Annotated in this window: 25 protein-coding genes; 14 read left to right on the forward strand and 11 right to left on the reverse strand. The window is 52.5% G+C overall.

Features of this window, described 5'->3' with window-relative positions:
* The first annotated feature begins 5 nt into the window (after positions 1 to 5).
* The 8 genes from OGY13_RS06635 (at position 6) to OGY13_RS06670 (ending at position 5,583) form a co-directional block, all read left to right on the forward strand.
* Entirely contained in the window at positions 6 to 230 is a 225-nt protein-coding gene (locus OGY13_RS06635) for a hypothetical protein (protein ID WP_000122089.1), read from the forward strand.
* Positions 231 to 997: 767 nt separating this feature from the next.
* Positions 998 to 1,882: a hypothetical protein gene (locus OGY13_RS06640; RefSeq protein ID WP_213752415.1), complete on the forward strand. Its 885-nt coding sequence runs from the start codon at positions 998 to 1,000 to the stop codon at positions 1,880 to 1,882.
* A 2-nt stretch (positions 1,883 to 1,884) separates the two neighbouring features.
* Positions 1,885 to 2,199, forward strand: coding sequence for a hypothetical protein (locus OGY13_RS06645; protein WP_000270230.1), 315 nt, complete (start codon positions 1,885 to 1,887; stop codon positions 2,197 to 2,199).
* 3 nt (positions 2,200 to 2,202) lie between these two features.
* Positions 2,203 to 2,367, forward strand: coding sequence for a hypothetical protein (locus OGY13_RS06650; protein ID WP_000828579.1), 165 nt, complete (start codon positions 2,203 to 2,205; stop codon positions 2,365 to 2,367).
* Between the two features lie 160 nt (positions 2,368 to 2,527).
* The gene (locus OGY13_RS06655) at positions 2,528 to 2,845 is read left to right on the forward strand and encodes a hypothetical protein (protein ID WP_000788502.1); all 318 of its coding nucleotides are present in this window, start codon (positions 2,528 to 2,530) and stop codon (positions 2,843 to 2,845) included.
* 2 nt (positions 2,846 to 2,847) lie between these two features.
* Positions 2,848 to 3,057: a hypothetical protein gene (locus OGY13_RS06660; RefSeq protein WP_000224730.1), complete on the forward strand. Its 210-nt coding sequence runs from the start codon at positions 2,848 to 2,850 to the stop codon at positions 3,055 to 3,057.
* A gap of 9 nt (positions 3,058 to 3,066) precedes the next feature.
* Positions 3,067 to 3,273 carry a hypothetical protein gene (locus tag OGY13_RS06665; RefSeq protein WP_213752416.1) on the forward strand — a complete coding sequence of 69 codons (207 nt, stop codon included), beginning with the start codon at positions 3,067 to 3,069 and terminating at the stop codon, positions 3,271 to 3,273.
* 21 nt (positions 3,274 to 3,294) lie between these two features.
* Positions 3,295 to 5,583: a phage tail tape measure protein gene (locus OGY13_RS06670; protein WP_001284540.1), complete on the forward strand. Its 2,289-nt coding sequence runs from the start codon at positions 3,295 to 3,297 to the stop codon at positions 5,581 to 5,583.
* Between the two features lie 77 nt (positions 5,584 to 5,660).
* On the opposite strand, the gene fis is transcribed toward OGY13_RS06670, so the two are convergent.
* The 11 genes from fis to acuI form a co-directional block, all read right to left on the reverse strand.
* Positions 5,661 to 5,957 (reverse strand): DNA-binding transcriptional regulator Fis, encoded by a 297-nt coding sequence (gene fis / locus OGY13_RS06675; RefSeq protein WP_000462905.1) that lies wholly within the window; start codon positions 5,955 to 5,957, stop codon positions 5,661 to 5,663.
* Positions 5,958 to 5,982: 25 nt separating this feature from the next.
* Entirely contained in the window at positions 5,983 to 6,948 is a 966-nt protein-coding gene (dusB, locus tag OGY13_RS06680) for a tRNA dihydrouridine synthase DusB (protein ID WP_008785970.1), read from the reverse strand.
* A 298-nt stretch (positions 6,949 to 7,246) separates the two neighbouring features.
* Positions 7,247 to 7,981: a carbonic anhydrase gene (locus OGY13_RS06685; protein WP_223849040.1), complete on the reverse strand. Its 735-nt coding sequence runs from the start codon at positions 7,979 to 7,981 to the stop codon at positions 7,247 to 7,249.
* A 170-nt stretch (positions 7,982 to 8,151) separates the two neighbouring features.
* Complete coding sequence (gene prmA / locus OGY13_RS06690; RefSeq protein ID WP_213752417.1) at positions 8,152 to 9,033, reverse strand: 50S ribosomal protein L11 methyltransferase; 882 nt, start codon at positions 9,031 to 9,033, stop codon at positions 8,152 to 8,154.
* A gap of 11 nt (positions 9,034 to 9,044) precedes the next feature.
* Positions 9,045 to 10,496, reverse strand: coding sequence for a sodium/pantothenate symporter (panF, locus tag OGY13_RS06695; RefSeq protein WP_020996361.1), 1,452 nt, complete (start codon positions 10,494 to 10,496; stop codon positions 9,045 to 9,047).
* The gene (locus tag OGY13_RS06700; RefSeq protein WP_003828839.1) at positions 10,486 to 10,728 is read right to left on the reverse strand and encodes a YhdT family protein; all 243 of its coding nucleotides are present in this window, start codon (positions 10,726 to 10,728) and stop codon (positions 10,486 to 10,488) included. Before OGY13_RS06700 ends, panF begins: the two co-directional genes overlap by 11 nt.
* A gap of 107 nt (positions 10,729 to 10,835) precedes the next feature.
* Positions 10,836 to 12,185, reverse strand: a complete 1,350-nt coding sequence (gene accC, locus OGY13_RS06705) for an acetyl-CoA carboxylase biotin carboxylase subunit (protein WP_003828838.1) — start codon at positions 12,183 to 12,185, stop codon at positions 10,836 to 10,838.
* 10 nt (positions 12,186 to 12,195) lie between these two features.
* Positions 12,196 to 12,666 (reverse strand): acetyl-CoA carboxylase biotin carboxyl carrier protein, encoded by a 471-nt coding sequence (gene accB / locus OGY13_RS06710; RefSeq protein ID WP_003025210.1) that lies wholly within the window; start codon positions 12,664 to 12,666, stop codon positions 12,196 to 12,198.
* Between the two features lie 392 nt (positions 12,667 to 13,058).
* Positions 13,059 to 13,658, reverse strand: a complete 600-nt coding sequence (gene msrQ / locus OGY13_RS06715; protein ID WP_060683118.1) for a protein-methionine-sulfoxide reductase heme-binding subunit MsrQ — start codon at positions 13,656 to 13,658, stop codon at positions 13,059 to 13,061.
* Positions 13,659 to 14,663, reverse strand: coding sequence for a protein-methionine-sulfoxide reductase catalytic subunit MsrP (gene msrP / locus OGY13_RS06720; RefSeq protein ID WP_213752418.1), 1,005 nt, complete (start codon positions 14,661 to 14,663; stop codon positions 13,659 to 13,661).
* Positions 14,664 to 14,782: 119 nt separating this feature from the next.
* Positions 14,783 to 15,757: an acrylyl-CoA reductase (NADPH) gene (gene acuI / locus OGY13_RS06725; protein WP_048236873.1), complete on the reverse strand. Its 975-nt coding sequence runs from the start codon at positions 15,755 to 15,757 to the stop codon at positions 14,783 to 14,785.
* Between the two features lie 225 nt (positions 15,758 to 15,982).
* On the opposite strand from acuI, the gene csrD reads away from it, so the two are divergent.
* The 6 genes from csrD (at position 15,983) to rng (ending at position 22,911) form a co-directional block, all read left to right on the forward strand.
* Positions 15,983 to 17,923 (forward strand): RNase E specificity factor CsrD, encoded by a 1,941-nt coding sequence (csrD, locus tag OGY13_RS06730; RefSeq protein ID WP_048236872.1) that lies wholly within the window; start codon positions 15,983 to 15,985, stop codon positions 17,921 to 17,923.
* Positions 17,924 to 18,229: 306 nt separating this feature from the next.
* Positions 18,230 to 19,273, forward strand: coding sequence for a rod shape-determining protein MreB (gene mreB, locus OGY13_RS06735; protein WP_000913396.1), 1,044 nt, complete (start codon positions 18,230 to 18,232; stop codon positions 19,271 to 19,273).
* Between the two features lie 66 nt (positions 19,274 to 19,339).
* Complete coding sequence (gene mreC, locus OGY13_RS06740; RefSeq protein WP_003828827.1) at positions 19,340 to 20,362, forward strand: rod shape-determining protein MreC; 1,023 nt, start codon at positions 19,340 to 19,342, stop codon at positions 20,360 to 20,362.
* Positions 20,363 to 20,851, forward strand: coding sequence for a rod shape-determining protein MreD (gene mreD / locus OGY13_RS06745; protein ID WP_003025196.1), 489 nt, complete (start codon positions 20,363 to 20,365; stop codon positions 20,849 to 20,851).
* 7 nt (positions 20,852 to 20,858) lie between these two features.
* Entirely contained in the window at positions 20,859 to 21,452 is a 594-nt protein-coding gene (locus OGY13_RS06750) for a Maf family protein (protein ID WP_048215443.1), read from the forward strand.
* A complete protein-coding gene (gene rng / locus OGY13_RS06755; protein ID WP_003025190.1) occupies positions 21,442 to 22,911 on the forward strand; it encodes a ribonuclease G in 1,470 nt (489 codons plus the stop codon). Before OGY13_RS06750 ends, rng begins: the two co-directional genes overlap by 11 nt.
* Positions 22,912 to 22,954: the final 43 nt, after the last annotated feature.

Here is a 22,954-nt window from a genome sequence, read left to right on the forward strand (position 1 = left end):
ATACTATGAGTTATCGCGCATATATCATTGCTTTTGACCCGGAACACGGCACCTACACCGAAACCGAAATTATGGAGGGTTTCGCCACTGAACAGGAAGCGGTAGACCATGCTCGCAATAGGCTGCCAGAGGTGCAGCAGGAACTGGCCAAGTTGGGTGAAAACCTGCTATGCAGCTACCGCATAAGGGTAGTGGATTCCGCTGAAATCTTGCCGTTCATCCGATCATAACATCACAACAGTTGTTGCCCATTACCCTGGCGAATGCCGGGGCTTTTTTTATTTTCAAAGTGACGCCTAGGTGTCATTCATTTATAAGGTGTCATGGTAGGTGTCATTGTTCTCAAGCCATAACCCGCAAGGGTTGCGACATTACTAATGACACCTATGACACCTATGACAGCATTTTTAAAGAAAATAACGACCACTGTAATAATGTAACAGTGGTCGTTATACTTTATAGAAATGGGTGTCATGGTGTCACAGGTGTCATTCATTACAGTATCTTGTTTGTATTTTTCTTTAATAATCAGCGTGTTTCCCGCTATGACACCTAATGACACCTTTCCAACATAACGCCGTCATGGTGACATTAGGTGTCATCGCCATCTGCTGCCAAAATATTCTGGGTCCTCCTGAGGGCGTACCGGGAGGGCGGGGGCATTGGTCCCGCGTAATTCGCGTTGTGCGTGCCCCTACAAAACTCACTTTATGATTACGTCAAGTAAATCAATCATTTATGTGAATCCTATCAAAGCACTGGCACCATACGTGCGCGATTGCAAAATAAAGCGAACACGTTTTACACACGCTGAATTGTAAAGATGTGTAAATATCGATTACGCCGGATTATGCCGGGTTATTTGCAAGTATTCAGGGTTATAAGTTACTGATTTTACATTAAAAAGCTCACATTGTGGCTATTGTGTTCGGTCTGGTTACTGTATATCTTTAAGTCATTCCAGGCGATTTATTGCACAACAACCGGAGCATTTTTAATGAACGTTTTATCTCAACTTATCAACGACGCGTTGAACCACCAGGGCGGCCACATTCGCACTGACGCCAACGGTGAAATTACTCAATTCATCCCTGTGGAACCTGCAGCAGTTCGCTACCTGTCCATGAATGACGTTTTATCCCCGAAAGGCGGCAAACAGACAACCATCAACGCTGTGCTGGCTGAACGTTCACTGGTGGCACAGGCAGGCGCTGAAATCATCCGCATTCCTGGCCCGATGACCACGCAACCGACCGGCAAAACCGGCGCAACGACTGGCCGCGAAGTGGCTGACCGCTTCGTTGTCATCCGCCCTGGCAAGTTCGCCAAAGTGGCTGACGGCGAAGAAATCACCATGAGCGGCCTGCCTTACCTGGTATCAGCGTTCAACCACAACAACGCACCAGCTTACGGCGTTGGCTACACCCTTAGCCGCAAGCAGATGAAACACGACTTCGCAGACGATACCACGCTGGAAGTGGTCAACACCGCCATTGAGCGCGGCATAGCTGATCTTTCTGACTTCGTACTGCTGAACCACCTGGAAAGCGTAGCGGAAAACCTTACCAGCCCGTCATTCACAGCAGTGGCACAGAAGATTGCAGCCAAAAACCTGCGCTTTGATGAAGTTAAAGCCATTGTTGGCGGTGATTGCACCGGCCTGGAACTGCAAGACGGCGTTCTGCGTGCCTACGGTGTACGCGCTGAAATCAGCGGCCAGACTTTCAGCACAATCATTGGCGCTTTCGGCAATGCAGCCGTTGCCCTGGATGATGAAATTCGCGTCACCGCCAGACGCGTGCTGAATGGTGCGGTTGAAGTGGTGGTTTGGGTGAACGCATCCGCACTGGTGCCTGACTCAACTATGTTCTGGAAGGCTTGATCATGTGGTGGGGCAGCAAAAAAGCGGCAGCGGAGCGCGCTGCCCTGCCGGGTGAAATCCTGGCAGCTATCGAAGGTGTGGCCATGTATGTGCGCCACGGTGATGAAAACACACCGCGCATCGTAGTGCAGCCGGTTGGCTGGTCAGGATTCATCTACAGCGATGACGCTGCTGAAAAATGGATTCGCAAGGCTTACCCGGAGCTTAAGCAGTACCAGATTGAACGCGCCGTGAATTACCTCGCTTCCCTGGTGCGCAGTCACTACCGCGAGCAGCGCCCGAAACAGAAGCGCGAAAGCTGGATGAACAGGTACTAAGCCATGAAACGACAAGAAACACGCCAGCACGTAACGGTACGCCTCGCCCCTGACCTGGTGCGCCAGGTCGAAAGAGAGCAAGCCAAACTGGAACGCAGAACAGGTATCCGCCCTTCACGCAGCCAGGTGATTGAAAAGTTTCTGAGTAGCGGGCTGAACGGCAAATAATGGCCAAGAATACAGGTTTCACCGGTTCCCTGTGCCCCAAATAACCGGCCAAATTTAACCTTCATCGTTCCTCAGACGATGGATGCTGGAACCAGGTTGGTGGTCATCCTGGAGGTGAAAAACCACAATAACCCTCACATCATTCTTAGCGGGCAAGACTATGAAAAATCACGACCTGTACGAATCAATGAAAGAAGAAGCGCGTTTGATCCTTAGCGAAACAAAGCGTTTCCAAACCATTTCAGAGAAAAACCCTATCAGCTACGAAGCAGCCGACCTGCTGGCAAATCTTCGTAACCGTTTAAACGCATTCGAACACATGACCGATGAAGCGGGCCGCATCATGCGTGACGAAGCGGAAAGCCACGCATCCACCCTGGAACGCAAGAAGTGGCAACCATCCAGCCGCATCAGTTCCGGTGAACGGGCCAAGCGCCAGGCAGTGAAGCGCGGCGCTATCCTGGTGCGGAGCGCATAAGAATGGCAACCAACAACAACATTTATGAAGCCGTTCTGAACGTCATCGGCGTAGCCGACAAGATGACGAAGAACAACGCAAGCCAACTGACCGACGCACAAAAGTTGGCGCTCAAGAACCTTAGCGGCGCGATGAAGTCCTGGAAAGGTATCACGTTTGGGATGCGCGACATCACCGCCAACGACAAACCAACAGAAAGCAAAACCGCATAAGGGGGCACCATGCTGGACCGTACTCACACAAAACCGGAAGGAACAAACCCCTGGCCTGAACTGGTGGATATGGTCCTGCCCAAAGTTATGGTTTGCGAAACAGCGGAGGGAATGCAGGCACAGCGTAAACATCGCACCGAATGCGCCCTGCAACTGGCTGCTGCCGCCCTGCGGGCTGCTGGTGAACACACCCTGGCAGAAAATCTACTTAATTAATTCTTTCAGAGACAAATTATTATGGCCAATAAGAAGTTGAACGCCACAATCACCATCGGGGGTGCCGTTTCCGGCAGCCTCCGTGGTGCGTTTGGTACGGTGGAGAAATCCACCATAAAGATTGGCGCAGCGATTAAGCACATGTCGCGCGAACAGCGCCAGCTTAACGACGCTATGAAGCGTTATGCGCAGGATGGTGCAATGGTCGGGCGCATGAAAGAGCGTTACCAGGCTGTTGTCGGCCAGGTGGAACGCCTTCGCGCTGCGCAAGAGCGTTTAAACAGAGTGCAACGCGCCAGTGCGGAAAACCTGGCGAAGCAGGCACAGCTACGCGGGCAGATTATCGATACCGTTATGGCTGGCGCTGCCGTTGCCGCACCCATCAAGATTGCTGCCGATCGTGAACAGCACGCCATTGGCATTGCCAAACAACTGGACGGCGCACGCGATGCAGCGGGCAACCTGACGGCGAAGTTTTGGGAAATGCGCAAGGCCGTTGCTGACCTTGGGCACGAAATTCCACTGGCCACAAACGACCTGTTTGACATGGCCACAGCAGGGCTGCGCATGGGCGTAGCTGGCGACCAAATCCTGGGGTTCACCCGGAACGTGGCCAAACTGGCCAGCGCCTTGGAACTGAACCCGGAAGAAGTCGCAGACAATATGGGCAAAATCCAGAATGTTTATCGACTTACTCAAGCTGAGCTTGTGCGCCTTGGTGATGCTATTAATTACCTGGACGACCAAAACACCGTTAAAGGCGGTGAGCTTATCGACTTCCTACAGCGTGTTGGTGGTTCCGCCTCCCTCGCCAAACTCACTGCCAACGATATGGCAGCAATCGGCACCACGCTGATTTCTATGGGTGAAAGCGCAGACACTGCTGCAACGTCAGTGAAGGCGCTTGTTTCCAAGATGACGCTGGGCAGCAAATCCACGAAATCTGCGCGCGAAGCGTTCAAGGAATTGGGTTATTCCGCGCAGGAAGTGGCGAAATCCATGCAACTGGATAGCGTCAAGACCATCGAAAACTTCATGAAGACGGTGAACAAGCTGCCAGATTACAAGAAATCCGGCATCCTGGTGTCCATCTTCGGGCAGGAACACGTTGGTTCTATCTCCAAACTGGCAGCCAACATGGACAAGTTTGGCGAGGCGTTGCACCAGGCTAATGGCGAAATGTCCAAAGGCAGTGTGCAGAAGGAATTCCAGAACACCGTCAACACCACCAACGCGCAGATGGTTATCCTTCGTAACCGCACAGCTGACGTGGCTGACAATATCGGCACCGTCCTGCTACCGACCGTCAATGACGCAGCCAAAGGCATTGGCCGCATCACAACTGTTGTGGCGAACTTCGCGGCGGAACACCCTGGCCTGACCAAAGCCGTGGTGGGCACAGCGATGGCGCTCACGTCCCTGCGTGTGGCCACCCTGGCGGCGCAGTTCGGCTTCACTTTCCTGAAAGGTGGAGTGTTGCAGATGTCCAGCCTGTTTGCCCGCATGAACGCATCTGCCGTTCTGGCCAGCACTCGTGGCCTGCCTGCGGTGGCTACCGGCATTCGTGCCGTTGGTGCGGCGTTCATATCCACTGGCGTGGGTGCTGCCGTAGCTGGCCTGGCGCTGGCAGGTTATCAGATTTACCGCCATTGGGCTGGTGTGAAGGCTTTCTTTGGCGGAGTGGGTGAAGGCATCAAATCCGGGCTGGAACCGCTTAGCGACGCTCTGAGCCGCCTTTATGAACGCATGGGGCCGCTGAAACCTGTCATTGATGGTGTGGGTGCTGCGGTTAAGACGGTTTTCAACTGGTTCACGTCATTGACCGAGCCGGTCAAGTACAGTGGCGAGGAACTGGATAAGGCCGGTAAAATGGGGATGACGTTCGGTAAGACCCTGGCGGCTGGCATCGAGCTTGTGACCGCACCGATCACGTTCCTGATTGATAAGATTCTGTGGGTGTCTGACAACATCGGCAACCTGACCAACAAGGCACTGGAGTTTAAAAACGCCGTGTCTGATGTTGCTGGTGGTGCGTGGCAGAAAACCAAAGATTTCTTTACCGCACCATTCCGCGACGATGTACAGCAGCCAGCAGCAACCACTGCCTCTGGTGCTGCCCTGCCGTCACCTGCACTGGCCAACCGCTCTGGTGGCACTACGGTGCATAGCAACGACCAGTACCACATCAGCGTGAAGGCAGAACCTGGTATGAATGAAGATGCATTAGCCCGGAAGGTGATACAGCAACTACGACAGCAACAAGCAGTAAGGCAGCGAAGCATGATGATAGATGGCGCGCAAACACCATAAGGGTTGTCAGTACGGTTGCAACAAAAAGTAAAGGGACTGAAATAGCCCCTTTAATTTCATGCCGTTACAGCTTGACTTTAGTTCATGCCGTATTTTTTCAGTTTTTTACGCAGCGTACCACGGTTGATGCCCATCATCAGGGCAGCACGGGTCTGGTTACCGCGGGTGTATTGCATCACCATGTCCAACAGGGGCTGTTCTACTTCAGCCAGTACCAGCTCATAGAGATCATTCACATCCTGACCATTCAATTGAGCAAAATAGTTCTTCAGTGCCTGTTTAACCGAGTCACGCAGGGGCTTTTGAGTTACCTGGTCCTGAGAGTTAACGGTAGAAACGGTCAGTACGTCAGAATTTACGCGTTGTTCGAACATAGTTCTGTCAGCTCTTTATTTCTGTTTACGCAAAATTTTCGAAGTATGCCTCCAACGCCGCCAGCTGTTCGCTGGAATCTTCAATGGCGTTGAATGTGCGCCGAAACTGGTCATCCGGAGCGTGTTCCTGGAGATACCAGGATACGTGTTTACGCGCAATTCGGTACCCTTTTGCCTGACCATAAAAGTCGTGCAGTTCCCGAATATGCGCACAAAGCAAGCGCTTCACCTCTGCCAGAGGCAGCGGGGGCAGCAGCTCCCCAGTGTCCAGATAATGCTGGATTTCCCGAAAGATCCAGGGTCTTCCCTGAGCTGCACGTCCTATCATCAGGGCATCCGCCCCCGTATAGTCGAGTACAGCTCTGGCTTTATGCGGGTCAGTAATGTCGCCATTCGCGATAATCGGAATGGAAACTTTCTGCTTAACTGCCCGAATACTGTCGTACTCAGCATCTCCATTGAACAAACAGGCGCGGGTGCGTCCATGAATGGTCAGAGCCTGAATGCCACAGTCTTCAGCCAGTTGGGCAATCTCTACGCAGTTACGGTGTTCCGGAGCCCAGCCGGTGCGAATCTTGAGTGTGACAGGAACGTCCACTGCATTGACGACCTCGGTTAGTATCGATTTCACTAAATCCGGGTACTGCAAGAGGGCTGAACCTGCGAGCTTGCGATTCACTTTTTTAGCCGGACACCCCATATTGATATCAATAATCTGGGCGCCGCTTTCCACGTTAATACGTGCGGCATCGGCCATCTCAACAGGGTCGCTACCGGCAATTTGCACCGTGCGAATTCCTGGCTCATCAACGTGCACCATCCGTAAACGAGACTTGTCACTTTCCCAAACCTGCGGGTTAGAAGACATCATCTCGGATACTGTCAATCCTGCTCCCATCTCATAGCACAGCGTCCTGAATGGTCTGTCAGTGATGCCAGCCATAGGTGCTGCGATCAGGCGATTTCTGAGCTGGTATTGTCCGATGCGCATGAGTTAAGAAATGACCATACTGTGACTGCAAGGCGGCGTATATTACGCATTTTTCGCACGAGATGAAAGGCCAAACTTTGACCAATCCACTGAGGTGGATCAATGAATTGCCGTAAATGTGAACGCATGAAAATATTTAATCATATAAATCATCGCATTATAAAAATGTGTCGATTTTATATACACATATAATTTTGCGTAACTTCTCATTTTTTCTTCAGCTGCAGACGGTACTGACAAGATATTCTGCTGAATTAATCAGCAAATTACCTCGTCATTGTGTGATCGCTACCTCATTTTAGTACAGGATCTCGGTATCCCCAGAATAGCTGTCCGTAATCTTGCGTTCATTCAACGGCTGCAGCGGGCGATTGTTTGCTGGCCCAACAATGTAGTGGAATTTATCCATCTGTTCGGCAGAAAGAGCAACAGGCGTTTTCAGGATAGTCCAGGTGACGCCTTCGGTGCAGGGAGGCGTTGTTAACGAACCACGGTAGCGCCAGTAGGTTTTATTGTCGGGTAAAAGCTGGTGGATATCGACCGGCGAGAAGATGGCCATGCTGCTGTCCTCCATGGTTGGAAAGGACTCCCACAAATTTTGAATCGCCTGGTTTGGTTCGCCGATATCAAACATAACCGCCACGATAGCGATGTCTCCGGATTGATTTTTGTGGACCAGCTGCAGCTCCAGCGGATAGGTTTTACCGTTGAGGGTATGTTCGCTCGGGGCATGAAAATCAAATTGTTTTAAATAATAAAGCGTTTCATCAATTTCAATAGAATTAGATGCGTAGCTACTCATCGTTGCTTGCAACGTATGGTTAATGCTCCGAAATCTAGTTGGGCCATCGACGTACTGCATGTTCAGCGCGGGGAGACCGAGTTTACTGGTTGTGGTGGTCTGGATGTCTATGGGGGATTGGTTTATGCCTGTCTGGCACGTTGCATACGCTTTGCTGATTTCTCCCCACCGTGCTGGGCCGTTTTCTTCGGTATATCCCCATGGTACGGCCAGCGTGGTCAGTGGCATCATGCATGCTGCCAGCAAAGTTGTTGTAAAACAGTTGAAACGCATACGTTTACTCAACGAGAATCAATATAAAAAATAACAAAATCAATTGATTATTATATCGCTGAGGAAAGTGTCGGTATGCTGGTCAATTGTCTGAAAATGGCGTGGTCAGATAACCACGCCGGAAGGGATTATTTTTTCTGGCCGGTAATGCGACACCACTCTTCTTTCTCGATAACCGGATCGAGCGTAAAGAGATCGGCATAGGCTTCACAGACGCTTTCCGCCTGGCTGGCAAGAATACCAGAAAGCCCCAGCAAACCGCCCTCAATGGGCAGTACGCTGATTAACGGAGCCAGTTCACGTAATGGGCCAGCAAGGATGTTGGCGACCACCACGTCGGCTTTCATCGCCTCTGGCTGGTCTTTCGGCAGATAAAGCTCCAGACGCTCAGAAACACCATTACGCTGGGCGTTATCACGGCTGGCCTGAATCGCTTGCGGGTCGATATCCACGCCAATGGCTTTCGCCGCACCCAGCTTCAGTGCCGCAATGGCAAGAATGCCGGAGCCGCAGCCAAAGTCGATAACCGTTTTGCCGTTAAGATCAAGACCGTCCAGCCATTGCAGGCACAGAGAGGTAGTGGGGTGCGTGCCTGTACCAAACGCCAGACCCGGGTCCAGCATCACGTTGACAGCATTCTCATCCGGGACATCGCGCCAGCTTGGGCAAATCCACAGACGTTCACCAAAGCGCATCGGGTGGAAGTTATCCATCCATTCGCGTTCCCAGTCTTTGTCTTCGAGCTGTTCGATTTTATGCGCGAAGCCTTCACCCAGCAGCGGATGCTGTTCCAGGATAGCAACTACTTCTTTCATGTCGGTTTCTGCATCAAACAAGCCGATAACGTCGGTATCACCCCACAGGCGAGTCTCGCCCGGCAGAGGTTCAAATACCGGCGTATCATGCGTATCCTGGAAAGTAATGGAAACGGAGCCCGCTTCCATCAGCGCATCGCTCAACTCTTCAGCGTTGGCACCGGTCGTGTTCAGTTTCAGTTGGATCCATGGCATGGCAAAACTCTTTATTTATCAGTAGTCAATATGGCGGCTTGCGGGACGGCGGAACCGAAACGGTTGCCTATCAGGAAAGCCAGCAAGCTTATCAGTAACGAGGGCACGATTGGGTGGAAGCCCAGGAACTGAACGTTAAAGGTGGCGAGTAGAGCATAAAGCACGCCGCCGACAATCATCGCGCTCAATGCGCCTGACGCGTTTGCCCGCTCCCAATAGAGGCCCAGCACCAGCGGCCACAGGAAGACGGCTTCCAGCCCGCCAAACGCCAGCAGATTCAGCCAGATAATCATCTCTGGCGGTTTCCAGGCGGCCAGCAACAGTAACGCGCCTAACAGTAGGGTAATCACTGCCGACATGCGTTTCAGCCGGGTTTCGTTTTCCAGCTGTTCCGGGCGAAGGTTCAGGTACAGATCCTTAATGATCGTAGCGGAACTTTGCAGCAATTGGGCATTGATCGTCGACATGATCGCGGCCATAGGTGCGGCGAGGAAAATCCCGGCAGCGACCGGCGGCAGGACTTTGACCATTAGCGTAGGGATTACCAGATCCGGTACCGTCAGGTCAGGGATTACCGCCCGTCCCAGGGCGCCCGCCAGATGCATACCAAACATCAGGATCGCCACCACGATGGTGCCGATGATAATGCCGCGGTGTACCGCTTTACTGTCTTTATAAGAGATACAGCGTACCGCCGTATGCGGCAGGCCAATCACGCCAAAGCATACCAGCACCCAGAATGAGGTCATAAACGTGGGTGACAAAATGTCATCAGCGCCCTGTGGCGAGACCAGTTTAGGATCGATAGTCTGCAGGGTTACCACCGCATTGCTGAGGCCACCGGCAGCATGAACAACGCCGACCAGCAAAACGATAGTACCAATCAGCATCACCATGCCCTGCATGGTGTCGTTCAACACGCTGGCGCGAAAGCCGCCGAACGCCGTGTATAACGCGATGCTGACGCCAAAAATCAGCAGACCGGTTTCGTAGGGGATACCCGCTGCGGTTTCCAGCAAACGTGCGCCGCCAATAAACTGTACGGTCATTGCCCCGACAAACGCGACCAACAGGCTGAGGCTCGCCAGCCATACCAGCAGGCGGCTCTGGTAGCGTGCAAATAGCATATCGTTGAGGGTAACCGCATTATAACGGCGTGCCAGAATGGCGAATTTCTTACCAAGAATCCCCAATGAGAGCCATACGGCCGGCAACTGGATCATCGCTAGCAGCACCCATCCCAGTCCGTATTTGTAAGCGGCACCAGGACCGCCAATAAACGAGCTGGCGCTAATGTAGGTTGCCGTTAGCGTCATCGCTAACACGACGCCGCCCATGGAGCGGCTGCCGAGGAAATATTCATTCAGGAAGGTACCGGTCGATCTCTTGCGCATGGCATAAACTGAGAGACCGAAGACCACCAGAAGATAGGCGACCAGCGGAAAAATAACTTCAAGCTGCATCGTCATCCTCCAACGGAATGTCGCGATAGATAAACTTCACCATCGCCCAGCACAGCACGATAAAAACCAGCGGCGTTAGCAGGCAGGCCATTTCGAACCAGTGCGGTAAGCCGGTAAAACCCAGCGTTGAATCTGGTAAGTAAGCGGCCACTAACCATGTGACCAGATATAAAAGGGTTAGCCACAGCGCCCAGCGCGCCTCTTTATGGGCCTGAACAAAACGAGCGTCCATTTTTTGTCCCTTGTGGATAAAGAAAGCGGGGATTGTACCTTATGGCACGTGCGGGAGGGGAGAAAAACAAAAGGCCGGAATTTCCGGCCTTTTCGGTTAACGCACGCTTACTTTTCCTGAAGTCCGAGTTTTTTCTCCAGGTAGTGGATATTGGTTCCACCGTGCTGGAAGTGCTCGTCATTCATGATACGGATCTGCAGGTCAACGTTGGTTTTGATACCGTCGATGATCAGTTCCTGCAATGCGTTTTTCATACGGGCGATAGCGACGTCGCGGTTTTCGCCATAGCAGATCAGCTTACCGATCATTGAGTCATAGTACGGAGGTACGGTGTAGCCTGCGTAAATATGAGACTCCCAACGCACACCAAAGCCACCCGGCGCGTGGAAACGCGTGATTTTACCCGGGCTTGGCAGGAAGGTGTTCGGGTCTTCGGCGTTGATACGGCATTCTACCGCATGGCCTTTAACCACAACTTCGTCCTGCTTGATGGACAGCGGTTGACCCGCTGCGATGCGCAGCTGCTCTTTGATCAGATCAACGCCGGTGATCATTTCGGTTACCGGGTGTTCAACCTGAATACGGGTGTTCATCTCAATGAAGTAGAACTCGCCGTTTTCGAACAGGAACTCGAAAGTACCCGCCCCGCGATAGCCGATATCAACACAGGCTTTGGCGCAACGCTCGCCGATGTAGCGACGCAGTTCCGGGGTAATGCCCGGCGCTGGTGCTTCTTCGACAACTTTCTGGTGACGACGCTGCATGGAGCAGTCACGTTCTGCCAGATAAATCGCGTTACCCTGACCGTCAGCCAGCACCTGAATTTCAATGTGGCGTGGGTTTTCCAGGTATTTCTCCATGTAGACCATGTCGTTATTGAAAGCGGCTTTTGCTTCCGCTTTGGTCATGGAGATGGATTGTGCCAGTTCGGCATCGCTGCGCACGACGCGCATACCGCGACCGCCGCCGCCGCCGGAGGCTTTGATGATAACCGGGTAGCCGATGCGTTTAGCATGAGCGCGGTTAGCGTCCATGTCATCGCCCAGCGGGCCGTCAGAGCCAGGAACGGTCGGTACGCCCGCTTTCTTCATCGCGGTGATTGCAGACACTTTGTCGCCCATCAGGCGGATGGTGTCAGCTTTCGGGCCGATGAAGATAAAGCCAGAACGCTCTACCTGCTCAGCAAAGTTGGCGTTCTCAGAGAGGAAGCCATAGCCCGGGTGAATTGCCACCGCGCCGGTGATTTCAGCGGCGCTGATGATAGCCGGGATGTTCAGATAGCTTTTTACGGACGGAGCCGGGCCGATACAGACCGTCTCATCCGCCAGCAATACGTGTTTTAAATCGCGATCCGCACTTGAATGCACAGCGACAGTCTTGATGCCCAGTTCTTTACAGGCACGAAGAATACGCAGGGCAATCTCGCCGCGGTTGGCGATAACAATTTTATCCAACATGTTCGCCTCGTTATTCGATGACGACCAGCGGCTCGTCAAATTCTACCGGTTGACCACTTTCTACCAGAATCGCTTTAACTACGCCGGATTTGTCGGCTTCGATCTGGTTCATCATTTTCATGGCTTCAACGATGCACAGGGTATCGCCCGCATTCACTTTCTGTCCGATTTCGATGAACGCTTTAGCATCCGGGCTCGGGGTGCGGTAGAACGTACCAACCATTGGGGAGCGTACGATGTGACCACTGATTTCCGCTGCTGCCGGAGCTTCCATACTTGGAGAGGCAGTTTGTGCGACAGCGTTAGACAGAGCTGGTTGCTGCATCACTGGTGCAGCATAAGCCTGTTGCATCATCGGAAAACTTGCAGCTGGCGCTGCACGGCTGATGCGTACAGATTCTTCGCCTTCAGAAATTTCCAGTTCGGAGATGCCTGATTCTTCAACCAGCTCGATCAGTTTTTTAATCTTACGAATATCCATGAGTGGGTTCCGTACTCTTTGTTTAGTGAGATTGTGACAGGCGTTTTACCGCCGTCTGTATAGCATTTTTATAACAGTGAGTGACAAGATGCCACGCATCTCAGGCGCTGCACTGGGTGCTGCTGCCATTAAGTGAGATTGCCAGACTTGTTAGTCATTGTGCGGCTATCTTCTGCCATTTTCGGGTAAAAGACAAAATATACCTTCAATATGCGATTGTCACCCTTTCAGCGCCTTAAAAACGCTACCGGGGATAGCAAAGTCGCACATTATAACTATTTCGTAGCAATTGGCAGCTAAATACTGGTCTTATCAGGGAAGATAATCAACCGTTAACATGTAAAGAAAATCGGATCGTCCGTGTTTTGCAACGCACTGCACATATCGTGAAACTACCGCCACCACTGGCGAAACTTCTTGTAACGGCACGCTAACAGCACCGCAGCGAGCGCTGCATAAATAATCGGTTGAGGGGAGATAATTTTTACCGACCACAGATAATGTATGGGTGCCAGGATCGCCACAAGATAGACGAAGTTATGCAAATACTGCCAGTTTTTACCCAGCTTTCGCTGTGCAGCCTGCGTGGACGTTAAGGTGAGGGCGAATAATATGACCCAACTGACAATGCCCAAGGTTAAATAAGGCCGCGTAATTAATTCCCGCCCTAACAACGACAGATTATTAATGCCCAGTTCCAGTAACGCGTAGCTGGTTAAATGCAGTGTTGCCCAGGCGAAACACCATAGCCCTAACAGACGACGTGTGCGTATCAATAATGGCTGTTTAGCGTAGCGCGCGAGTGGAGAGACCAGCAAGGTTGCCAGCAAGAATTTCAGAGCTGTCCTACCGGTAAAGTGCTGGATATCTTTGACCGGATCGGCGCTCAGACCGCCGTGATATATCGCCCAAAATAGCCAGATAAACGGCAAAAAACCGGCAAGATGCAGGCAAACTTTCAGCCCGGTAATGTGCTTTGCGGTCAGTCGCACTTAAAAATTCTCCTGCAAATTGAGTCCGCGATACAGTGACGCAACCTCTTCGGCATAGCCGTTAAACATCAGCGTGGGCTGACGCTGTACGTCCAGAATACCGCCAGCGCTAATAAAACGCTCTGTGGCCTGGGACCAGCGGGGATGATCGACATGCGGATTCACGTTGGCATAAAACCCGTATTCATTGGGCGCGGCCAGATTCCAGGTTGTCGGAGGGCGTTCGCGTGTGAGTTTGATACTCACGATCGACTTAATGCCTTTAAATCCATATTTCCACGGCACAATTAAGCGAATGGGCGCGCCATTTTGTGGCGGAAGGGCCTTACCATAAACCCCCACGGTAAGCAGTGTGAGTGGGTGCATCGCTTCATCCAGGCGCAACCCTTCTACATAGGGATACTTCAGCCCGCCGCCAATAAAGCGATCTTTTTGTCCTGGCATTTCTTCCGGAGCGTACAGCGTTTCGAACGCGACATACTTCGCATTGCTGGTGGGTTCTACCTGCGCCAACAGTTTATGTAACGGAAAGCCAATCCACGGCACGACCATTGACCAGGCTTCCACGCAGCGCATGCGGTAAATCCGTTGCTCCAGCGGGAAACGGGTGGTCAAGGTATCGTGATCGAGAGTGAGTGGTTTGGCGACCTCACCACTGATTTTTAATGTCCACGGATCGGTTTTCAGGCTACCTGCGTTGGCTGCCGGATCCGCTTTGTCGAGACCGAATTCATAGAAGTTGTTGTAGCCAGAAACTTTATCCGCTGGGGTTAAAGGAAGCGAATTTTGCCAGGCGGCGGGCTTGCTGAAATCAAGCGGCTTTCCCGCGGGCGCGGGCGGGCGGTCATTACCCTTAAACCAACTCAGAAGGTCAGCCTGCGCAGAGTGGGGTAAAGACAACGCGGCTGCGCTGATCCCTAATGCTTTCAGCACCTGGCGACGCTGCATAAAAAAAGCCGACTCGTCAGTGACGTCGGCTTCTGTAAATGGACGTAATTTCTTCATAACAGACTCCCGGCTTACGCGTCATAACTGACAGGGGACGCGTAGTTAATATGGCAGGGAGTCTGTAGATGTGCCGCGAAATTTCGTTAATTAAGTGTAAATTTCTGCGCCAGGGTCTGTTACTTCACCTTCACCAGCGTACGGCCTTGCACCTGGTTATTGATGATGGCATCGGCGAACTTCGGCGCATCCGCCAGCGTAATTTCCGTTGCCGCCTGAGCATAGAAAGATTCCGGCAGATCCTTAACCAGACGCGCCCAGGCTTCTGCACGGCGTGCCGGCGGGGTCATCACCGAGTCCACTCCTTGCAAACGAACGTTACGCAGAATGAATGGCATCACCGTGGTTGGCAGAGCGAAACCGCCCGCCAGACCGCAGGCGGCAACGCAGCCGCCGTAGTTCATCTGCGCGAGGACTTTCGCCAGAACTTTGTCGCCAACGGTATCCACCGCGCCAGCCCACAGCTGTTTTTCCAGCGGGCGAGATTCAGCAAATTCATCGCGGCCAAGAACACGATTAGCGCCCAGGCTTTTCAGGTAGTCGTGGGTGCTTTCACGACCCGAAACCGCCGCAACCTGATAACCCAGCTTATGCAGTAACGCAACGGCTGTGCTGCCCACGCCTCCGCTGGCACCAGTGACGACGATCTCACCGTCTTGCGGACGAATTCCTGCATCTTCAAGCGCCATGACGCAAAGCATGGCGGTAAAGCCAGCGGTACCGATGACCATGGCTTTACGTCCATCCAGCCCTTTTGGCAGCGCAACCAGCCAGTCGCCTTTCACGCGTGCGCGTTCTGCCAGTCCACCCCAATGATTTTCACCTACGCCCCAACCGGTCAGTAAAACCTCCTGACCCGCATGAAAACGGGGATCTTCGCTTGCACGCACGGTACCAGCGAAATCGATACCAGGAATCATCGGAAAATTACGAATGATTTTTCCCTTGCCGGTGATAGCCAGGGCGTCTTTATAGTTCAGGCTTGACCAGTGGACATCCACCGTTACATCGCCTTCCGGTAGCTGATTTTCGTCGAGGGGTTGAACGGATGCGAGGGTTTTTCCGTCCTGCTGTTCTAAGATCAAAGCCTGCATAACCTGTCCTCAATTCGTATAGTGGATTGGAAAATTAATAATGAAGACTATACTCGCTAATCAAAACATGATGCCGATTCTGCGCAATAAATTGCCAGATATACCTGATTTGGTAGTATGCCCTCACAGTTTGTATAAATTGGCGGATTTTGCGGTCAGTTTTGCATTTTAGAGTCGATTTATCACTTTCAGGCCTGTTTCATAACTGTCGGAGTTAACACAAGGATGCGATTAACGACGAAATTTTCAGCTTTTGTCACGCTGCTTACTGGGTTAACGATCTTCGTGACTCTGATCGGCTGTTCGCTGAGTTTCTACAACGCTATTCAATATAAGTTCACCACGCGCGTTCATGCGGTCGCGACGGCGATTGATACGCATCTGGTCTCCAGAGATGTCGTTGCGTTAACCCCGCAAATCGATGAACTGATGGTTTCTGTTGATATCGTGCGCATCGAACTGTTGCAGGGCGGAAACGTGGTGTATGACCACTCACGCACCAGCAGCTACCGACCGGCAGGGACAAACAATCTCTACCGCGAGATTACCGTACCGTTGGTCAAGCATCCGGGTATGTCATTGCGTCTGGTTTATCAGGATCCAATGGGTAACTATTTCCATTCGCTACTGACCACCGCACCGCTCACGATAGCCATTGCTTTCATTATTCTGATGCTCTTTTTGTCTGTGCGCTGGCTTCAGCGTCAGCTTTCGGGTCAGGAGCTGCTGGAGATCCGTTCTACGCGTATTCTGAACGGCGAACGTGGACCGAACGTGCGGGGAACGGTCTATGAATGGCCTGCGCGTACCAGCAGTGCGCTCGATATGCTGCTGACTGAAATTCAAAATGCCCGCGAGCAACGCAGCCGCCTGGATACGCTGATTCGTTCCTATGTCGCGCAGGATACAAAAACCGGGCTAAGCAACCGCTTGTTCTTTGATAACCAACTGGCCACGCTGCTGGAAGATCAGGAAAAAGTAGGCTCGCATGGCGTCGTGATGATGGTGCGCCTGCCGGACTTTACGCTGCTGCGCGATAGCTGGGGAATCACTCTCGCGGAAGAACAAATCTCGACGCTGATCAATTTGTTGTCGACTTTTATGACGCGCTATCCGGGCGCGTTGCTGGCGCGCTACCACCGTAGCGATTTTGCTATCCTGCTGCCGCACCGTACGCTGAAAGAGGCGGAAAGTATCGCCGGGCAATTATTAAAAGCGGTAGATGCACTTCCGGCTAATAAAATGATCGATCGTGCCGATATGGTTCATATTGGCATTTGCGTTTGCCGCAGCGGTCAGTCGCCGGAGCAAGTGATGGATCATGCTGAAGCCGCCACCCGGAATTCGGTATTGCAGGGCGGAAATAGCTGGTCGGTCTATGATGACTCGCTGCCGGAAAAAGGTCGGGGCAACGTACGCTGGCGAACGCTGATCGAACAGATGCTCAGCCGGGGCGGGCCGAGAATTTATCAAAAGCCTGCAGTAACGCGTGAAGGCCGGGTGCACCATCGGGAGTTGATGTGCCGAATTTTTGATGGCAACGAAGAGGTCATTTCGGCGGAATATATGCCGATGGTCCTGCAATTTGGTCTGGCAGAAGAATATGACCGTTTGCAGATAAGCCGTCTGATCCTGCTTTTGGGCTACTGGCCGCAGGAAAATCTGGCGATGCAGACAACGGTTGAATCGCTTATTCGTCCACGTTTTCAGCGCTGGCTGCGTGATACGCTGATGCAGTGCGAAAAATCATTACGCAAACGCATAATTATTGAACTTGCTGAGGCAGATGTCTGTCAACATATCAGCCGGTTACAGCCCGTCATCAGATTGATGAATGCGCTGGGCGTGCGTATTGCCGTTACGCAGGCGGGGTTAACGCTGGTGAGCACCAGTTGGATCAAAGAGCTTAACGTTGAGTTATTGAAGCTTCATCCAAGTCTGGTGAGGAACATTGATAAGCGAACGGAAAATCAGCTTCTGGTTCAAAGCCTGGTGGAGGCCTGTTCGGGAACACCCACGCAGGTTTACGCCACGGGCGTACGTTCGCGTAGTGAGTGGCATACGCTGACAGAACGCGGAGTTGCGGGTGGGCAAGGAGATTTTTTTGCCGCATCACAACCACTTGACACTAACGTGAAAAAATATTCGCAAAGATACTCGGTTTAACCTGCCGTTTAATTTGTTTTCACGTAGAATAACGCGCGCTGTGCCTTCTGGGGGTGTGCTTGCCTGCTCGCCAGGTTGTAACAGCAAACATGCAGGTGAATGACCTTTGACAGGTTGCAAACAAAAGCGAGGAGTGCTGCTGATTTATTCAGCCCTGATGGACTCAGGCCGGTTTTGTAACAAAGGAAACGAACTGCACTAATTTTCACCGTAGCAGATGATTTTTGCGCCTTGTCGCTGCTGCGTGTGGTTGGTAAAGTAAGCGGATTTTGTTTTCCGCCCCAGCTTTCAGGATTATCCCTTAGTATGTTGAAAAAATTTCGTGGCATGTTTTCCAATGACCTGTCCATTGACCTGGGTACCGCGAATACCCTTATTTATGTAAAAGGACAAGGCATCGTATTGAATGAGCCTTCTGTTGTGGCCATTCGTCAGGATCGTGCCGGTTCGCCGAAAAGCGTGGCTGCAGTAGGTCATGATGCGAAGCAGATGCTGGGTCGTACGCCGGGCAATATCGCTGCAATTCGCCCAATGAAAGACGGCGTTATTGCTGACTTCTTCGTGACTGAAAAAATGCTCCAGCACTTTATTAAGCAAGTGCACAGCAATAGCTTCATGCGCCCAAGCCCGCGCGTACTGGTGTGTGTACCGGTTGGAGCAACTCAGGTTGAACGCCGTGCGATCCGTGAATCCGCTCAGGGCGCAGGTGCTCGTGAAGTCTTCCTGATCGAAGAGCCGATGGCGGCCGCGATCGGTGCGGGTCTGCCAGTTTCTGAAGCAACCGGTTCAATGGTTGTGGATATCGGTGGTGGTACCACTGAAGTTGCCGTTATCTCCCTGAACGGCGTGGTTTACTCCTCTTCTGTCCGTATTGGCGGCGACCGCTTCGATGAAGCCATCATTAATTATGTTCGTCGTAACTACGGTTCACTGATCGGTGAAGCGACCGCAGAACGTATTAAACACGAGATCGGTTCCGCTTATCCGGGCGACGAAGTGCGCGAAATCGAAGTTCGCGGTCGTAACCTGGCTGAAGGCGTTCCGCGTGGCTTTACCCTGAACTCTAACGAGATTCTGGAAGCTCTGCAGGAACCACTGACCGGTATCGTAAGCGCAGTAATGGTTGCACTGGAACAGTGCCCGCCGGAACTGGCGTCTGACATCTCCGAACGCGGTATGGTGCTGACCGGTGGCGGTGCGCTGCTGCGTAACCTTGACCGTCTGTTAATGGAAGAAACCGGTATTCCAGTTGTTGTTGCTGAAGATCCGCTGACCTGCGTGGCGCGCGGCGGCGGCAAGGCGCTGGAAATGATCGACATGCACGGCGGCGACCTGTTCAGCGAAGAGTAATCGGATGCAGGTTGGGTAGCCCCCGCGGGTTGCCCTTCCGCTCTGATACGAGAATACGCATAGACTATGAAGCCAATTTTTAGCCGTGGCCCGTCGCTACAGATTCGCCTTATTCTGGCGGTGCTGGTGGCGCTCGGCGTTATTATTGCCGACAGCCGCCTGGGTACGTTTAGTCAAATCCGAACGTACATGGATACCGCCGTCAGTCCTTTCTACTTTATCTCAAATGGTCCTCGTGAATTACTCGACGGCGTGTCGCAAACGCTGGCTTCGCGTGACCAACTCGAACTTGAAAACCGGGCGTTGCGTCAGGAACTGCTGCTGAAAAACAGCGAACTGCTGATGCTGGGGCAATACAAACAGGAAAATGCGCGTTTGCGTGAGCTGCTGGGATCGCCATTGCGTCAGGACGAACAAAAGATGGTGACGCAGGTCATCTCAACGGTTAATGACCCTTACAGCGATCAGGTCGTGATCGACAAAGGGAGCGTTAACGGCGTCTACGAAGGCCAGCCGGTTATTAGCGACAAAGGCGTAGTAGGTCAGGTCGTGGCGGTGGCTAAATTGACCAGCCGCGTGCTGCTGATTTGCGATGCGACGCATGCGCTGCCCATTCAGGTACTGCGTAATGATATCCGCGTGATCGCTGCGGGTAACGGCTGCACCGACGATCTTCAGCTCGAACACCTGCCGGCTAACACCGACATTCGCGTTGGCGATGTGCTGGTCACCTCGGGTCTGGGTGGACGTTTCCCTGAAGGTTATCCGGTTGCTGTTGTTTCTTCCGTTAAGCTGGACACTCAGCGCGCATATACCGTGATTCAGGCTCGCCCGACTGCGGGTCTGCAGCGTCTGCGCTATCTGCTGCTGTTGTGGGGTGCCGATCGTAATGGCGCAAACCCGATGACGCCGGAAGAAGTACACCGCGTTGCGAATGAACGTCTGATGCAAATGATGCCGCAAGTTCTGCCTGCACCAGATACCATGGGACCGCCTGCGCCAATGCCTGCACCTGCAACAGGCGTGGCTCCAGCGCCCGCAGATACCACGCCGCCACAACCTGCTCCGCGTAAGCCGGGAGGACAGTAAGTGGCAAGCTATCGTAGCCAGGGACGTTGGGTGATTTGGCTCTCGTTCCTTATTGCACTGTTGCTGCAAGTCATGCCCTGGCCGGATGACATTCTGGTTTTCCGGCCAAACTGGGTGCTGCTCATCTTGTTGTATTGGATCCTGGCGCTGCCGCATCGCGTAAATGTGGGCACGGGATTTGTGGTGGGTGCCATACTGGATCTCATCAGCGGCTCCACGCTTGGCGTGCGCGCATTGTCGATGAGTATCATTGCTTATCTGGTCGCGCTGAAATTCCAGCTATTCCGAAACCTCGCGCTCTGGCAACAGGCGCTGGTGGTCATGTTGTTATCACTGGTCGTGGATATTATTGTTTTCTGGGCCGAGTTTTTAGTGATCAACGTCTCTTTCAGACCTGAAGTGTTCTGGAGTAGTGTAGTGAATGGTGTGCTTTGGCCATGGCTATTCTTACTGATGCGTAAAGTCCGTCAGCAGTTTGCGGTGCAATAAGGTTGATATGAATACTCTGTATCTTGCTTCAGGTTCTCCACGTCGTCAGGAGTTGCTCGCTCAGCTTGGTATTACGTTTGAACGACTGGTCCCTGGGATTGAAGAACAGCGGCACCCGCAGGAAAGCGCGCAGCAGTACGTTTCCCGTCTTGCGCGCGAAAAAGCGCAGGCTGGCGTAGCGCTGGCCCAGCGCGATTTGCCGGTATTGGGTGCGGATACCATCGTTATCCTTAATGGCGAAGTGTTGGAAAAACCGCACGACGCCGACCATGCCGCAGCAATGCTGCGCAAACTGTCGGGCAAAACGCATCAAGTTATGACGGCCGTGGCACTGGCCGATCGCCAGCACAGTCTGGACTGCCTGGTAGTGACGGAAGTGACATTCAGAGCACTAACCGATGAGGACATCGCGGGCTATGTTGCCAGCGGTGAACCAATGGATAAAGCAGGTGCATACGGTATTCAAGGGTTGGGTGGCTGTTTTGTCAGGAAGATAAATGGCAGCTATCACGCCGTAGTCGGCTTACCGCTGGTAGAAACGTATGAGTTGCTGACCAATTTTAACGCACTGCGTGAGAAAAGGGATAAACATGACGGCTGAATTGTTGGTAAACGTAACGCCATCGGAAACTCGGGTGGCTTACATCGATGGTGGTATTCTGCAGGAAATTCATATTGAACGTGAGGCGCGACGCGGAATCGTAGGCAATATCTACAAAGGTCGTGTAAGTCGTGTACTTCCGGGTATGCAGGCGGCTTTTGTAGATATTGGACTGGATAAAGCCGCATTTCTTCACGCTTCTGACATCATGCCGCACACCGAATGCGTGGCGGGTGAAGAACAAAAACAGTTCACCGTACGCGACATTTCTGAACTGGTGCGCCAGGGTCAGGATCTGATGGTGCAGGTGGTAAAAGATCCGTTGGGAACTAAAGGCGCACGCCTGACGACGGACATCACGCTGCCTTCCCGTTATCTCGTCTTTATGCCGGGTGCTTCGCACGTTGGCGTATCCCAACGTATTGAAAGCGAAACCGAACGCGAACGCCTGAAAAAAGTGGTGGCGGATTACTGCGATGAGCAGGGTGGATTTATCATTCGTACGGCGGCGGAAGGCGTATGCGAGGAGGATTTGGCCTCGGATGCTGCCTACCTGAAGCGCGTCTGGACGAAAGTCATGGAGCGTAAAAAGCGCCCACAAACGCGCTACCAGATGTACGGTGAGTTGGCACTGGCACAGCGCGTGTTGCGTGACTTTGCCGATGCGCAGCTTGACCGCATCCGCGTCGACTCCCGTCTGACCTATGAGGCGTTACTGGAATTTACGGCGGAATATATCCCCGAGATGACCAGCAAGCTGGAACATTACAGCGGGCGCCAGCCTATTTTTGATCTCTTTGACGTTGAGAATGAAATCCAGCGCGCGCTGGAACGCAAAGTTGAGCTGAAGTCCGGCGGCTATCTGATCATCGATCAAACCGAAGCGATGACCACCGTCGATATCAATACCGGCGCGTTTGTTGGGCATCGTAATCTCGACGACACTATCTTTAATACTAATATTGAAGCAACGCAGGCCATTGCTCGTCAGCTGCGTCTGCGTAACCTCGGCGGTATTATCATTATCGATTTTATCGACATGAATAATGAAGATCACCGTCGCCGGGTGCTGCACTCCCTGGAGCAGGCTCTGAGCAAGGATCGCGTAAAAACCAGCATTAACGGTTTTTCACAGCTGGGCCTGGTGGAGATGACGCGTAAACGCACACGTGAAAGCGTGGAACATGTACTGTGCAACGAGTGTCCGACCTGCCATGGGCGTGGTACGGTGAAAACGGTGGAAACCGTATGCTATGAAATCATGCGCGAAATCGTGCGCGTACACCATGCATATGACTCCGATCGTTTCCTGGTTTATGCCTCTCCGGCAGTGGCTGAAACCCTGAAAGGTGAAGAGTCACATGCGCTGGCGGAAGTTGAGATCTTTGTCGGCAAACAGGTCAAAGTACAAATCGAACCGCTGTATAACCAGGAGCAGTTCGACGTCGTCATGATGTAAATCGTGTAGTGGCACCCGCGCATGTAAGCCGGATAAGGCGCAA

This window comes from Citrobacter sp. Cpo045 (assembly GCF_030332875.1).
Classification (GTDB): domain Bacteria; phylum Pseudomonadota; class Gammaproteobacteria; order Enterobacterales; family Enterobacteriaceae; genus Citrobacter; species Citrobacter portucalensis.

Bases quoted from the DNA above. Each gene is read 5' to 3' on its own strand.
- csrD (WP_048236872.1), top strand. From the start codon at position 15,983: ATGCGATTAACGACGAAATTTTCAGCTTTTGTCACGCTGCTTACTGGG.
- mreB (WP_000913396.1), top strand. From the start codon at position 18,230: ATGTTGAAAAAATTTCGTGGCATGTTTTCCAATGACCTGTCCATTGAC.
- OGY13_RS06635 (WP_000122089.1), top strand. From the start codon at position 6: ATGAGTTATCGCGCATATATCATTGCTTTTGACCCGGAACACGGCACC.
- OGY13_RS06660 (WP_000224730.1), top strand. From the start codon at position 2,848: ATGGCAACCAACAACAACATTTATGAAGCCGTTCTGAACGTCATCGGC.
- OGY13_RS06670 (WP_001284540.1), top strand. From the start codon at position 3,295: ATGGCCAATAAGAAGTTGAACGCCACAATCACCATCGGGGGTGCCGTT.
- prmA (WP_213752417.1), bottom strand. From the start codon at position 9,033: ATGCCATGGATCCAACTGAAACTGAACACGACCGGTGCCAACGCTGAA.
- OGY13_RS06640 (WP_213752415.1), top strand. From the start codon at position 998: ATGAACGTTTTATCTCAACTTATCAACGACGCGTTGAACCACCAGGGC.
- OGY13_RS06685 (WP_223849040.1), bottom strand. From the start codon at position 7,981: ATGATGCCACTGACCACGCTGGCCGTACCATGGGGATATACCGAAGAA.
- OGY13_RS06645 (WP_000270230.1), top strand. From the start codon at position 1,885: ATGTGGTGGGGCAGCAAAAAAGCGGCAGCGGAGCGCGCTGCCCTGCCG.
- fis (WP_000462905.1), bottom strand. From the start codon at position 5,957: ATGTTCGAACAACGCGTAAATTCTGACGTACTGACCGTTTCTACCGTT.
- OGY13_RS06655 (WP_000788502.1), top strand. From the start codon at position 2,528: ATGAAAAATCACGACCTGTACGAATCAATGAAAGAAGAAGCGCGTTTG.
- OGY13_RS06750 (WP_048215443.1), top strand. From the start codon at position 20,859: ATGAATACTCTGTATCTTGCTTCAGGTTCTCCACGTCGTCAGGAGTTG.
- accC (WP_003828838.1), bottom strand. From the start codon at position 12,185: ATGTTGGATAAAATTGTTATCGCCAACCGCGGCGAGATTGCCCTGCGT.
- OGY13_RS06650 (WP_000828579.1), top strand. From the start codon at position 2,203: ATGAAACGACAAGAAACACGCCAGCACGTAACGGTACGCCTCGCCCCT.
- rng (WP_003025190.1), top strand. From the start codon at position 21,442: ATGACGGCTGAATTGTTGGTAAACGTAACGCCATCGGAAACTCGGGTG.
- acuI (WP_048236873.1), bottom strand. From the start codon at position 15,757: ATGCAGGCTTTGATCTTAGAACAGCAGGACGGAAAAACCCTCGCATCC.
- accB (WP_003025210.1), bottom strand. From the start codon at position 12,666: ATGGATATTCGTAAGATTAAAAAACTGATCGAGCTGGTTGAAGAATCA.
- mreC (WP_003828827.1), top strand. From the start codon at position 19,340: ATGAAGCCAATTTTTAGCCGTGGCCCGTCGCTACAGATTCGCCTTATT.
- dusB (WP_008785970.1), bottom strand. From the start codon at position 6,948: ATGCGCATCGGACAATACCAGCTCAGAAATCGCCTGATCGCAGCACCT.
- panF (WP_020996361.1), bottom strand. From the start codon at position 10,496: ATGCAGCTTGAAGTTATTTTTCCGCTGGTCGCCTATCTTCTGGTGGTC.
- msrP (WP_213752418.1), bottom strand. From the start codon at position 14,663: ATGAAGAAATTACGTCCATTTACAGAAGCCGACGTCACTGACGAGTCG.
- OGY13_RS06665 (WP_213752416.1), top strand. From the start codon at position 3,067: ATGCTGGACCGTACTCACACAAAACCGGAAGGAACAAACCCCTGGCCT.
- OGY13_RS06700 (WP_003828839.1), bottom strand. From the start codon at position 10,728: ATGGACGCTCGTTTTGTTCAGGCCCATAAAGAGGCGCGCTGGGCGCTG.